The organism is Mesorhizobium liriopis, from assembly GCF_024053505.1.
Lineage (GTDB): Bacteria > Pseudomonadota > Alphaproteobacteria > Rhizobiales > Rhizobiaceae > Mesorhizobium_B > Mesorhizobium_B liriopis.
The window spans coordinates 528,501-541,387 of the sequence record NZ_JAMXQS010000002.1 but is presented as its reverse complement, the minus strand read 5'-3'; the positions used below and the strand labels follow the sequence as shown (position 1 = coordinate 541,387).

Genomic DNA, 12,887 nt, shown 5'->3' with positions numbered 1-12,887 from the left:
AACTGATTGCTCAATCAATCAATATTTTTTAGTCTAGTCGCGTGGAGTTTTCCTGATGCCTGACGCTTTCATTTGTTCTTATGTTCGCACCCCGATCGGTCGCTTTGGCGGGGCACTGTCTTCAGTGCGTGCGGACGATCTGGGCGCGGTGCCCTTGCGCGCGCTGATGGAAAGACATCCGACCATCGATTGGGACGCCGTGGATGACGTGGTCTTTGGCTGTGCCAACCAGGCGGGCGAGGACAACCGCAATGTTGCGCGCATGGCCCTGCTGCTTGCTGGGCTGCCCGAGACGGTGACGGGCACCACGATCAACCGCCTTTGCGGCTCAGGCATGGATGCGGTGATGGTTGCGGCACGCGCCATCAAGGCGGGCGAAGCCGAGTTGATGATTGCAGGCGGCGTGGAGTCGATGTCGCGCGCGCCCTTTGTGATGCCCAAAGCCGAGAGCGCTTTCTCGCGTCATGCCGAGATCCACGACACCACCATTGGCTGGCGCTTCGTGAACCCCCTGATGAAGGCGCAGTACGGTGTCGATTCCATGCCCGAGACAGGTGAGAACGTGGCTGCGGACTTTCAGATCAGCCGCGAAGATCAGGACGTCTTTGCCCTGCGCTCGCAGGAGAAGGCCGCTGAAGCCCAAGGAAACGGCCGCCTGGCTCGCGAGATCGTGGCGGTCACCATCGCGCAAAGGAAAGGCGATCCAAAGGTGGTGGATCGCGACGAGCACCCCCGTGCAACCACGCTTGAAGCGTTGGCCAAGCTTCCAACGCCTTTCCGCGAGAGCGGCACGGTGACGGCGGGCAATGCATCGGGTGTGAATGATGGGGCTGCCGCTCTGATCATCGCATCCGAAGCAGCCGCCAAGCGGCATGGCCTGACACCGATCGCGCGCCTTCTGGGTGGGGCCACAGCGGGTGTTGCTCCCCGCATCATGGGCTTCGGGCCCGCCCCTGCTTCCAAGAAACTGATGGCTCGGCTGAACCTGAAGCAGTCGGACTTCGACGTGATCGAACTCAACGAAGCCTTTGCCAGCCAAGGCCTCGCCACGTTGCGCGATCTGGGCATCGCTGACAACGATCCACGTGTGAACCCCAACGGTGGGGCCATTGCACTCGGTCATCCGCTCGGCATGTCAGGCGCCCGCATCACCGGTACCGCTGCCCTCGAACTGAGCCTGACCGCCAAACAACGTGCACTTGCCACCATGTGCATCGGCGTCGGCCAAGGCATCGCAGTCAGCTTGGAACGGGTGTGACGGGTGTGACGGACGGTTCGGCAAACAAGCCGACAGCCAAGTTCAGACAGGATGAATTTCATGGATGAAGTGAGCGCAGAAGTCGTTTCAAGGCGCATGGATGGCACTGCTGCCATTCTCACGATCAGCAACCCACCTGTGAACGCCCTCAGCCATGCGGTTCGTGATGGTTTGATGATCGAACTTCGAGACCTGCGAGATGATACCTCTGTCGATGCAGTGATCTTAACCTGTGCAGGGCGGACATTTTGCGCTGGCGCCGATATCTCGGAGTTCGACAAGCCAACGCGGCAGCCGGATTTGAGTACCTTGATCGCCGAGCTTGCATCGTTCGCGAAACCGACGCTGGCGGCCTTGCATGGCACGACGCTCGGCGGAGGTCTCGAACTCGCGCTCGCATGCCGGTTTCGCGTGGCGCACCGCACCACCAGGCTCGGTTTTCCAGAAGTTAAACTTGGCCTGATTCCTGGCGCAGGAGGGACCGTCCGCCTGCCGCGCCTGATCGACCCAGGCGCGGCTTTAGAAATGATTACAACGGGCCGCTTGATCAACGCAGACGAGGCGGAATTCATGGGTCTCGTCGACGCAGTCACCGATGACGGCGTGGTATCTGCTGCGATCGAATTCACGCATGAAGCGCTGGCAGAAGGCAAGCGCTCGAAGTCAACGCGAGATAGTGGTCGGTTCCAAGAAGCCGGCATCGACTGGGACTGGCTCGAACAGGAAAAGATCAGCGTCCAGCAGAAGGCTCGAGGATTACTGGCCCCTGTAAAGGCTGCAGAGACACTGATTGCTGGCCTCCATCTTCCTTTCGAGGAAGCGCTTGCGAACGAGCGGTCGACGTTCGAACTTCTCAAGGAGGGGGAACAGTCGCGTGCGCAGCGCTACTTGTTTTTCGCCGAAAAAGAGGCAGCCAAGGTCTCAACCCTTCCTGCATCCACCCTGCCACGCTCGATCGAAACAGTGGGCGTGATTGGTGCGGGTACAATGGGCCGGGGGATCGCCATGGCTTTGGCCAATGGCGGCATCTCAGTCCTTCTTCATGACGCTGATCGCGACGCCCTCGAACGCGGCCTAGCCGGAATCCGCGACGTTTACGCATCGTCCGTCAAGCGAGGATCTCTTAACGAAGATGTCGCCAAACAGCGGGTCGCGCTTATCACCTCTTCTCCGAACGTTGAGGGACTAGCCCAGTGTGACTTGTTGATTGAAGCTGCCTTCGAGGACAAAGCAGTCAAGCGGCAGATTTTCGAGACACTGAATGCTGTCGCAAAGTCCGGTGCGATTTTTGCGACCAACACGTCCTATCTAGATCCCAGCGAACTCGGACTCCTTTCGGGAAGGCCGGCCGATATGATCGGTCTGCACTTTTTTTCGCCGGCCCATGTTATGAAGCTTCTGGAAGTCGTGCGCACACCTAGTACAGCACCCGACGTTGTCGCGACCGCTCTGTCACTCGCCAGGACGATCGGAAAAATCCCCGTTGTCGTTGGTATCTGCCACGGCTTCGTCGGCAATAGAATGCTGGCCGCACGCACTGCGGAACTTGAACAGCTTCTCTTGGAAGGCGCGACGCCCCAAGGTGTCGATCGGGCCTTTACCGAATTCGGATGGCCGATGGGACCGTTTCAAATGGCGGACCTCGCGGGCTTAGATATCAGCTGGAGAAACCGGAGATCCCTCGGCAAGAAGGCTGATATCGCCGACACGCTCTGTGAACGTGGCCAGTTTGGGCAAAAGGCCGGCATGGGTTACTATGACTACAGAGCTGGCCCGCGGGAGCCCCAGCCCAATGCTGAACTCGTTGAACTGACAGCGCGCCTCGCAAGTGAGAAGGGCGTTGATCGTCGTCGTATTGAAACACAGGAGATTTGTGAACGAACACTTTTCCCGATGGTCAACGAGGGTCTACGGATACTGGATGAGGGTATCGTGGCAAGAGAATCCGACATCGATGTTGTCTGGGCGAACGGCTATGGCTTTCCTCGAGGCAAGGGTGGACCGATGTTCTGGGCACGAACGCTCGGATACAAGAAAGTAGCCGAAGCTCTGCAGGAGTGGCACTCGAGGACAGGAAGGGAGGTTTTTAGACCATCGTCCGCTCTAAGCGCACTGAAATGACATTTAGGCTTTCCGCTTGTTTGGAGGCGGGCAGGCCAAGCAATCTAGAGTTTATCACGGCAATTACTTCCTCAACTAGAAAAATATAATATTTCTTTTCATCAATCAATTACCATAACCCTTCATCATTTAACTTTTTTACTTTATATTTTGCTTCGATACACCAACTCAGAAACTTATAATTAGCTTTGTCATAGCATTTTTTCAGGCCAGCAGCACCAATATACACCAAGTTTTTTATTCAGCTCTCCTTCCACATTTGCGAATATAAAGATAATTTTTGATTTGATGCGCCTGCAAAGAATTTATGTTCGCCTAGATAAACGGCTCGCACTCTCTTTAAGTGCCGCGCTAATGAAGGATTTATGATCTCCATCGACATCAATAGGCAAAACGCAACAAAGTGTCGCTTCAATCAGACCAGATGACCCCTTAAGAGGGGCTGCAAGACACTGAGTGAACGTATTAATGAGGCCTTGAGTAACTACGATTTCAGCCCCTAACGCGTCTCGGCACTCGTTTTTGAACTTACCGCTGTCGACCACCGAGCCGTTGGGAAGGATGTAATCTTCCGGCAGAACGAGAGAGTCGATAGCCTCTTCATCCATATGCGACAGCAGCAAGCGACCTGACGCCGTCCAAGGCAAGGGAAATTGCGAACCGATTTCTGAACCGATCCGCATGGGCCGCGGACCCAAACGCGTATACAAAATAGCTTGGCGATTTTGGTTCAAGGTACACAGCTCAAATGTTTCGTGGGTTTCGAGTGCTAGTCGATCAACTTCTAATTGCCCCTCACGCAATATAGAGTTTTGACTAAGGAAGTTTGCGCCATACACATACATGAGCTTTCCAAAAAACACTTTATTGCCTTCGCCGCAAAACTCCAAAAGTCCTTCTTTTGATAGCACGCTTACAAGTTCGTAGATCGACGAGCGCGGTGCACTGAGCGCCTTGGCTAAATCAGCAACACGCACTGGCTGGTTGTGGTTGTTCAAGTAGGCGAAGAGCTTAGCCATACGGTCGAGGCTCCTTTCCCTGCTTTGGCGATTTGTTCGCGGTCGCAAAGAACCACCCCTCTCAGCTTTTGCACTTTCGCCCATTGCCAACCCGAATCACCTAACGTAACGTCTCATATGCTAGACACAAGTCCAGTATACTGGACGACTATGAGGGTGCAACATCGGGCGAACCTACGCCCTGCAATGGAGGTGAACATGACAGAATCAAAGCAGCGCCGGGAATTTCTTAAGTTTAGTGCAACAGGCCTCGCGCTGGCCGGCGCGGCTGGCCTCACAACATTGAATGCTCAACAGGCGGCAGCTCAAGCGGCAAGCGGCAGCCTTTTGCCAACCGTATTGGAGCGCGGAACGCTTCGTGTCGGAACTGGCAGCACGAACGCACCTTGGCATTTCGAGAATGATGCAGGTGAACTCGTTGGGATGGATGTCACCATGGGCCGCATCTTGGCGAAAGCGCTTTTTGACGACGAAACCAAAGTCGAGTTCATTAAGCAGGACGCGGCGCAACGCATCCCGAATGTGACAACAGGTCAGGTGGATATAACGATCCAATTCATGACGATGTCGTCGGCGCGCGCCCAAGTTATTGCTTTCTCGCGACCCTATTATGTTGAGGGAGTGGCCCTGCTTACGCGACCTGACGCGCAGGAAAAGACATTCGACCAGCTTCTTGCCAAAGGAAGCGGTACACGTGTTTCGATTCTGCAGAACGTTGACGCTGACACAGCGATCCACGAGGTCTTGCCTGACGCACAAGTCTTGCAGATTGATACTCAAGCAAACGTCATCCAAGCTTTGGAGGCGGGACGCGCAGACGCAGCGGCTGTCGATCTTTCAACAGTTCGCTGGTTAGTCGCTCGGACGCCAGATCGCTACTTCGATTCAGGCAAGTCTTGGAGATCCATGCTCTATGGTGCGGCAATGCGCCAAGGAGACCCTGACTGGTTGCAGTTCGTCAATACGGCGTTCACGATTGGCATCTTCGGCCACGAAACAGCCCTGTATGACGCGGCGTTCAAGGAATACTTCGGCGCACAAGTGCCAGAACGCAAACCGGGCTTTCCCTCCGTCTGATCCATGAACCGGAGGATGCGCTCCACGCTCCTCCGGCTCCTCCTACATGTCACGACGGTCTGATGGGCTATCACCTCAACTTCAATCTTGTTTGGCGACATTTCGACAAGCTCTTGAACGGGCTAGTCCTCAGCCTCGAGCTCGCGCTGCTTTCCATCCTGATCGGCGCCGTGATTGGCCTAACACTGGCCGTCTGGTACGTTTCGGCAGGTCGGTTCGCGCGCGGTTTGATTTCTGGCTACGTCGAAGTCATTCGCAACGTTCCGCTGCTCCTGCTGGTATATCTAGTGTTCTATGGTCTGCCGACCGTCGTGAACATCGCATACGATGCCACCACTTCATTCGTGCTGACGCTATCGCTCTACTCAGGGGCCTACCTAGTCGAAGTTTTCCGATCGGGACTGGATGCAGTGCCAAGGGGGCAAATCGACGCCGGGCGCGCAATTGGCCTTACACCGATTCAGCGGCTCGCCTACGTCCGGTTGCCGATCATGACCCGAATTAGCCTTCCCGCGCTGTCAAACACATTCATATCGCTATTCAAAGACACTTCGATTGCTTCAGTTATAGCGGTACCGGAGCTCACTTTTGGAGCTCAGTGGATCAACAATACGACTTTTCGGATCGTTGAAGTATATCTTGTTGTGACCACGATCTATCTGATCGCAGGCTATATGATTCTCTTGTTGCTTCGACTGGTGGAACGGCGCTTTCGGGTGGAGCGGTAGGATGGACCAGATTGTCTATGCCTTTCCATTTCTCTTACAGGGACTTTGGACAACGATTCTGGTCTCTGCGATCGTGGTGGCGCTTTCCCTTGTGATTGGCGCTGCGCTTGGTGTGGGGCTTGTTTATGGGCCGTTGCCGGTACGGCTTGCCGTGCGCATCCTAAGCGATTGTGTCCGCGGCATTCCTATCCTTGTCCTGATATTTATGGTGTACTATGGCCTACCACCCTTAGGTCTCAGGCTTGATCCGTTTTGGGCTGCGGTCGCCGCTCTTACTCTGTTCAAAGCTGCCCAAGTCGTTGAGTACGTTCGTGGCGCTATCGGCTCTATCCCACGCGGTCAGATGGAAGCGGGTAAAGCCATAGGGTTGATTTTCTCAGATCGACTTCGGTTTGTGATATTTCCTCAAGCTGTGCGCCGGTTTCTACCGCCATGGATCAATGGCGTAACTGATGCAGTGAAAGGAAGCGCTCTAGTTTCGCTTCTTGGAGTTGTTGATCTCATGCACGCCATCAATCAGGTGATTGGGCGGACTTACGAGCCACTCCCTCTCTACCTGCTTGGAGCCGCACTCTACTTCGCAATCAACTACAGTCTTTCGAGCTTCAGCCGCGTCTTGGAGCGTCGATATGCCTTCGTGCGGGAGTAATCGCAATGGAAGTGGTACCTCTGCTTGCTATCGAGCAGTTGTCGAAATCTTTCGGTTCGAATGAAGTCCTGAAGTCCGTCGATCTCTCTGTGTCCGCCGGCGAAGTGGTCACCATCATTGGACCATCTGGCAGTGGTAAAACGACGTTGCTGAGATGCGTGAACTTTCTCGAATTCTATGATGGTGGGTCAATACGCATCGATGGCAGCGAAGTCGGTTTCCGCGATGGAAGCCAACGAAGGAGGCGTACAGAGCGTGATCTGGCGCGCATGCGCGCTGAAACGGGAATGGTATTCCAGAGCTTCAACCTATTCCCACACCTGACAGCCGAACAAAACGTCACGCTTGGCTTGCAGCAGGTGCGAGGAAAAAGCAGAAAAGACGCCCGCGATACAGCTCGCCATTGGTTGGCTCGAGTTGGTTTAGAACACAAAGCTGGAAGCCTGCCGTCTGAGCTGTCAGGTGGACAGCAGCAGCGTGTCGGCATTGCTCGCGCCGTTGCGATGGAGCCGAAGGTTCTCTTGCTTGATGAAATAACTTCTGCACTCGATCCAGAACTGGTTGGAGAGGTTTTGGACGTCGTAACGCAGTTGGCCGCAGACGGCATGACGATGCTCATGGTGACCCATGAGATTGCATTCGCCAGAGATGCAAGCCATCGGATCGTTTTTATGGCGGATGGACGTGTCTCAGCCGAGGGCAGCCCCGATCACATCATGTCCGGCGCTGATGGCAATGACCGCCTCGAAGCTTTTCTCTCTCGTTTCCGTGGATCGCGCATATGAGCGTTCAAGTGCTCTCCGAACATTCTCCGTTAGAGCGCCTTAACGCTCTAGGTCTTACACTTCCCTCACCTGCTCGCCCCATCGGACATTTTCGAAATTTCAAACGCTCTGGGAATTTTCTCTACGTTTCTGGTCAAGGCCCCCGGGAATCTAATGGCGAGCTCCATAAGGGTAAGGTCGGCAGTGACGTCACTGTCGAGGACGGCTACCGTCATGCCCAACTAACAGGCTTGAACATTTTAGCTGTACTGCTCGAGGCCATAGGCGACCTCGGCAGAACCGTGCAGGTGGTTAAGGTGCTCGGACTGGTCAATGCATCGTCTGACTTTACGCGGCATCCAGAAGTGATCAACGGGTGCTCTGACTTGTTCGTACAAGTCTTTGGCGAAGCAGGTGAACACGCCCGCTCCGCGATTGGTGTAGGCTCGCTACCTAACAACATTTCGGTTGAGATTGAGGCAATATTCGAAGTTCTCGCTTAAAACTAAAGACTAGAACCAGCCTACGGGCCCTATAAGGATCTCTACCATGATTGATGATATCAGACCAGAATTAGGACTGCGTCAGATTATCAATGTCTCAGGTACAATGACAGCGTTAGGGGCCTCGATTGTCGTTCCCGATGCTATCAACGCAATGCAGCGAAGCTTGCCGCAGTTTATGGAGATTAGTGATTTACATAAGCGGGCTTCGGCGCTCATTGCCGAACTGACTGGAGGAGAAGCAGGGTTCGTCACGGCGTCATGTGCGGCTGGGATCACATTATCAGTCGCAGCATGCATGACAGGCGATAACCTGGCCGCAATCGAGCAGCTTCCAGAAACAGGTACCTTGAAAAACGAAGTAGTAGCCCTTTCCGGCCACCTGGTTAGCTTCGGGGCACCTATCGATCAAATGATCAGGCTTTCTGGGGCAAAGGTTGTCTCCGTCGGACAGGCGACAGCTTCCCACGCGTATCAACTTGCAGCCGCCATCACTGAACGGACTGCTGCAGCCCTTTATGTCGTTTCACATCACGTAGTAGACTACGCGCAAGTTCCGCTTTCGACATTCATCCATGTTTGTCACGAACGCGGCGTGCCCGTAATAATAGACGCCGCATCCGAGTACGACCTTCGTTACTTTCTGGACCATGGCGCCGACCTCGTTATCTACTCAGGCCATAAGTTCCTGGGCGGACCTACCAGTGGAATCGTAGCTGGGTCAAAAAATCTCGTGCGCAGCACTTACCTTCAGAACCGAGGTATTGGTCGCGGCATGAAGGTAGGCAAGGAAAGCATCGTCGGGGTGATGGCAGCCCTTGCTGCCTGGAAGACGCGCGACCACAATGCAATTCGCAAACGCGAACAGGATTCACTCGATTTATGGGTGAATACACTCAAGGATCGGCCTGGCGTGAGAACGGAGGTCGTGCCTGACCCAACTTGTAACCCTCTGGATCGCCTCAAAGTCAGCATTGACCCAATTCTCGCGCACATTAGCGCATGGGATCTTGCCCGGAAGCTAGCTAGCGGTGACATGCCCGTCATTGTTCGTGACCATGAAATTGAACATGGTCATTTCTTTCTCGATCCGTGCAATCTTCACCCTGGTCAAGACGAAGTAGTTGCTGAACGCCTAACCGAGGAGTTAGAGCGAGCCCGAAAGTCAAACGAAGTGGTGGCAACGCCTATAGCTGATTGGTGGATGGAGCGCGAAGCTGCAATTCGTCACTGGCCTGACTGATGCCAAATATAAAATATTGCTTGGCTTTGGTTGCCGCTCTCCCGGCGTTGAGCAACTTGGATTGGACCTCATAACCTGATGAGCAAGAGCCTTGCAGACTGGCTCAACTGACTGAATTCGTCTCTATTTCGCGTTGTGCGAGCACCTGCGCGACTTCTGCCATGTTTTCCGTCCCCCATATGCAAAGCGGGGTCAGGGCCTCAGCTAAGCCACGGCCCAGTGGCGTCAGTGCGTAATCCACGCGCGGAGGCACTTCCTTGTAGTCGTGCCGCACGATGATCCCATCGCCTTCGAGTTCCTTTAATTGCTGGATCAGCACTTTGTCGCTGACGCCGCGAACCGCACGCTTCAGCTCTCCATAGCGGTTGGGTCCCTGCCCGAGGAAATATAGGATCAAGGGCTTCCATTTGCCGGAGATGACGCGGAGCGTGGCATCCAGTCCGCAACTGAAACCCCGCGGCGGTGAAACGATCTGATCCATAATTCTGATACTTACCAAAAGGTGCATACTTGTCCATAGGTGTGTGCCATACCAGCTCTATGCAACCTCAACGCAGGAGACGTGTGATGAATAGGTTGCAAGGCAAAACGGCGGTTGTCACCGGAGGCGGAAGCGGTATCGGCTTGGGCGCCGCCAAACGCTTCGTCGAGGAAGGCGCGTTCGTTTATATCTTCGGGCGGCGGCAGGATGCACTTGATGGAGCACTCGGTCAACTTGGCGAGAATGCTCGGGCGGTTCGAGGCTCGGTCACCGACTTGGCCGATCTCGACCGGCTTTATGAGACAGTCCGACAAGACCGCGGACAACTCGACATCCTGTTCGCCAACGCCGGAACCGGCGAGTTTGCCGGGCTCGGCGAAATCAGTCTCGAGCACTATGAGAAGACTTTCGACGTCAACGTGAAAGGATTGCTCTTCACCGTGCAGAAGGCCCTACCGCTGATGAAGGCCGGATCATCCGTTATCCTGACCGGTTCGAGCACCGGATCGATGGGCACCCCGAAGTTCAGTGTTTACAGCGCGACAAAGGCTGCGGTTCGCAACTTTGCACGCAGCTGGGCGGAGGACCTCCGTGGAACAGGTATCCGCGTGAACGTGCTGTCGCCCGGACCGATCCTGACTGAACTCGCGATGGAAGTCGTAGGAGAAGAGGACTTCCGCAAACTCGGCAGTATCACGCCGCTCGGTCGCATTGGCGATCCTACCGAGACGGCAGCAACCGCTGCGTTTCTCGCCTCGGACGACAGCAGCTTCATGACCGGCAGCGAAGTCGCCGTCGACGGTGGGCTCGCACAAATCTAGGCACCCCTTCTCGGTCTTCGCCTCCGCAGATTTCATGCTCCGGCGCATGGTGCCGGAGCAAAACGAGGGCCGGCAGCATCTGAATAAAAGCTCGTAGCGACAAGACGTTCGACAAAAACACTTCGAAGCAATCTTCTAGCGAAATTTTCAGACAAAGGACAAGGCCATGCAGCCCCCCCCCCAACGGGCAAGCGAACTCAACGATACACCGGCCCTCCCGAAACATAATCTTTCGATACAACGCAGCCGTGCGATTATTTCACCTTTCTCCGGCATTTGTTTATACTTTGGCACCACGATCTTGGAGCAGATAAAGGCGAACATCACCCATCCTACTTCTTTATGGCAGGACAAACAACTTAGGCCTTCGACTCTGGCATGATGGTACGGTAGCTGAGATCGACGCAATAAGGTGCAGAGCTGAGGAGGTATTAATTGCCAATCTTGCACACCCCTGCTGAAAGCTTGCCTATCGCTGTTAAGATAACTGACTAATTTAAACTCAGCCTCGTCACTTGACCGCCAAGATGGATTTTGCCGTATTTTCGTCGGTTATCAGCATGTTGGCCAGCTTTCCCGTCAAAGCGGCATAAATTGCAGGGACTCGAATCTGACCAGAACTGACGAGCAGCGTTGGCTGGCGGCTGTTCGGCGCTCGCATCAGGGAGGTCAAACGTTCGATATAGCTGACCTCGACAAACCTCCCAGCCTTGTCGATCACGCCGCCCAGCACCTCGCCAACCGCCCCAGCGTCCATGGCTTCGGCTAACTCCGGATCGGTGATGAAGCCGTCGGCATGGATGCCTGCCTGCCAGCCGACATTGCCGCTGCCCATAACCAGCAGGTTCGCGTCGTCGACAAGCCCACGCAAGGTCTTATAACCCAGTTGAGCCTGCAGGATTTCTCGCTCGGAAACTGTCGCCGCAACAAGCGGCATCGGTAGTGGGTAACTCTGCGCATTGATGCGCTCGGCAAGCTTCGTAACTACATCGTGGCGGCTTGCCCTGCCGTTAGGGGTAAGGTTACCCATAAGCGAAACGCAGCGATGTTGGGGCCGGTCTGCTGAACTGATACGCATGACTGTTTCGCGCATAGCAGTGCCGTTGCCGACTGCAATAGTGACCGGCGCCTTCTGCATCAGAACGTTGTCGAGGTAGTGTGCCGCTACAGTTGCCACGGCTGGAATGTCTTCAGTATTGCCGGCTTCGTTTAGGGCTACCTCGCAAAACTGCAGCCCAAATTTTTCTTTCAGCCGGTCCGCCAGCGCGATGCATTCTGAAAGAGGATGCCTGACTTGGAAGCTGATCAGGTTCTCACTGAGCGCCAGCGCGATCAAGCGCTGAACGACCTGACGAGAGATACCGAGCTCCTGCGCAATGTCGTCCTGGCGCTTGCTCTTTACGTAATAAAGCCAAGCCGCGCGTGCCGCCTGATCGAGCCGCCTATCAGCTTCGCCTCGTTCGGATATCGCCATACGCGTATGCGCCCCGGTCAGCCTGGGATGTTCAGGATCTTGGCGATATTGCCACCGACGATGGCTCGGTAGCCGTCCGGATCGGAGGTGGCTCGCTCCATCTTTTTGAATTCCCACTCATAATCGACGAAAGGTGAGTCGGTCCCCCAAATTACCTTCTCGGCCCCCAGTGCTTTGACAGCGGTCTGAATTTCAAAGATCGGTGCGCGCGAGGTTTCCAAGTATAGATTTGGACACTCCTGCGCGTATTCGATCGCTTGTTCTACTGACCAGAAGAAGCCCATGTGTGCCATGAGCAGCACCACATTTGGAAAGCGCTTGGCCATGATGCGGAATTCGGGCGGGCTGTTCAGCAGGTCGCTCGCACCATGGACGATGACGGGAATACCGTACTCATCAGCGATCTTGAATAGTGGGTCGACGAGGCCAGCATCCGACAAGTGGAAACCGTTGATTGTCGGGTGCAGCTTTAGCCCTTTGAAACCCCAGTCGCGGACGCAGCGACGCACTTCGTCTGCAGCGTCTGGCTGCCAAGGGTTGATAGCACAATATGGGATGAGTCGGTCAGGAAACTGGTCGTAGGCCTCCTTAATTGGATCGTTGGTGAAGTTGCCCTCTACAAAAGGAAACATCACCGCCTTGTCGACCCCCACGGCATCGATCTTGGCCACAAGATCTGCTCCAGTCTGGCTCGCGCCATGGCGGGTGCCGAGATGGTTGTGCGCGTCGATAATAAGCGTCATGAAAAG

Annotated in this window: 13 protein-coding genes; 9 read left to right on the top strand and 4 right to left on the bottom strand. The window is 55.0% G+C overall.

What is annotated here, in order from left to right:
• Nucleotides 1-55: 55 nt before the first annotated feature.
• Both pcaF and NGM99_RS05575 read left to right on the top strand, forming a co-directional pair.
• Complete coding sequence (pcaF, locus tag NGM99_RS05580) at nucleotides 56-1,258, top strand: 3-oxoadipyl-CoA thiolase (protein ID WP_252816835.1); 1,203 nt, start codon at nucleotides 56-58, stop codon at nucleotides 1,256-1,258.
• Between the two features lie 60 nt (nucleotides 1,259-1,318).
• Nucleotides 1,319-3,379 carry a 3-hydroxyacyl-CoA dehydrogenase NAD-binding domain-containing protein gene (locus NGM99_RS05575; protein ID WP_252816833.1) on the top strand — a complete coding sequence of 687 codons (2,061 nt, stop codon included), beginning with the start codon at nucleotides 1,319-1,321 and terminating at the stop codon, nucleotides 3,377-3,379.
• Between the two features lie 305 nt (nucleotides 3,380-3,684).
• Here NGM99_RS05575 and NGM99_RS05570 read toward each other — a convergent pair whose 3' ends face one another.
• Nucleotides 3,685-4,398: an IclR family transcriptional regulator gene (locus NGM99_RS05570; protein ID WP_252816831.1), complete on the bottom strand. Its 714-nt coding sequence runs from the start codon at nucleotides 4,396-4,398 to the stop codon at nucleotides 3,685-3,687.
• Between the two features lie 198 nt (nucleotides 4,399-4,596).
• Here NGM99_RS05570 and NGM99_RS05565 point away from each other — a divergent pair, with 198 nt between their 5' ends.
• From NGM99_RS05565 to NGM99_RS05540, 6 genes are all read left to right on the top strand, one after another.
• On the top strand, nucleotides 4,597-5,475 hold the full coding sequence (locus NGM99_RS05565; protein WP_252816829.1) for a transporter substrate-binding domain-containing protein: 879 nt from the start codon (nucleotides 4,597-4,599) through the stop codon (nucleotides 5,473-5,475).
• Nucleotides 5,476-5,537: 62 nt separating this feature from the next.
• The gene (locus NGM99_RS05560; protein ID WP_252816828.1) at nucleotides 5,538-6,203 is read left to right on the top strand and encodes an amino acid ABC transporter permease; all 666 of its coding nucleotides are present in this window, start codon (nucleotides 5,538-5,540) and stop codon (nucleotides 6,201-6,203) included.
• Between the two features lies 1 nt (nucleotide 6,204).
• Nucleotides 6,205-6,852, top strand: coding sequence for an amino acid ABC transporter permease (locus tag NGM99_RS05555; RefSeq protein ID WP_252816826.1), 648 nt, complete (start codon nucleotides 6,205-6,207; stop codon nucleotides 6,850-6,852).
• A 5-nt stretch (nucleotides 6,853-6,857) separates the two neighbouring features.
• Nucleotides 6,858-7,637: an amino acid ABC transporter ATP-binding protein gene (locus tag NGM99_RS05550; RefSeq protein WP_252816824.1), complete on the top strand. Its 780-nt coding sequence runs from the start codon at nucleotides 6,858-6,860 to the stop codon at nucleotides 7,635-7,637.
• A complete protein-coding gene (locus NGM99_RS05545; protein ID WP_252816822.1) occupies nucleotides 7,634-8,119 on the top strand; it encodes a RidA family protein in 486 nt (161 codons plus the stop codon). Before NGM99_RS05550 ends, NGM99_RS05545 begins: the two co-directional genes overlap by 4 nt.
• Nucleotides 8,120-8,165: 46 nt before the next feature.
• Nucleotides 8,166-9,362 (top strand): aminotransferase class V-fold PLP-dependent enzyme, encoded by a 1,197-nt coding sequence (locus NGM99_RS05540; RefSeq protein WP_252816821.1) that lies wholly within the window; start codon nucleotides 8,166-8,168, stop codon nucleotides 9,360-9,362.
• 103 nt (nucleotides 9,363-9,465) lie between these two features.
• On the opposite strand, the gene NGM99_RS05535 is transcribed toward NGM99_RS05540, so the two are convergent.
• On the bottom strand, nucleotides 9,466-9,843 hold the full coding sequence (locus NGM99_RS05535) for a winged helix-turn-helix transcriptional regulator (RefSeq protein WP_252816819.1): 378 nt from the start codon (nucleotides 9,841-9,843) through the stop codon (nucleotides 9,466-9,468).
• Nucleotides 9,844-9,929: 86 nt separating this feature from the next.
• On the opposite strand from NGM99_RS05535, the gene NGM99_RS05530 reads away from it, so the two are divergent.
• Nucleotides 9,930-10,664, top strand: a complete 735-nt coding sequence (locus tag NGM99_RS05530) for an SDR family NAD(P)-dependent oxidoreductase (protein ID WP_252816946.1) — start codon at nucleotides 9,930-9,932, stop codon at nucleotides 10,662-10,664.
• Nucleotides 10,665-11,175: 511 nt separating this feature from the next.
• Here NGM99_RS05530 and NGM99_RS05525 read toward each other — a convergent pair.
• Both NGM99_RS05525 and NGM99_RS05520 read right to left on the bottom strand, forming a co-directional pair.
• A complete protein-coding gene (locus tag NGM99_RS05525) occupies nucleotides 11,176-12,138 on the bottom strand; it encodes a sugar-binding transcriptional regulator (protein WP_252816817.1) in 963 nt (320 codons plus the stop codon).
• A gap of 17 nt (nucleotides 12,139-12,155) precedes the next feature.
• Nucleotides 12,156-12,881: an amidohydrolase family protein gene (locus NGM99_RS05520; protein WP_252816815.1), complete on the bottom strand. Its 726-nt coding sequence runs from the start codon at nucleotides 12,879-12,881 to the stop codon at nucleotides 12,156-12,158.
• Nucleotides 12,882-12,887: the final 6 nt, after the last annotated feature.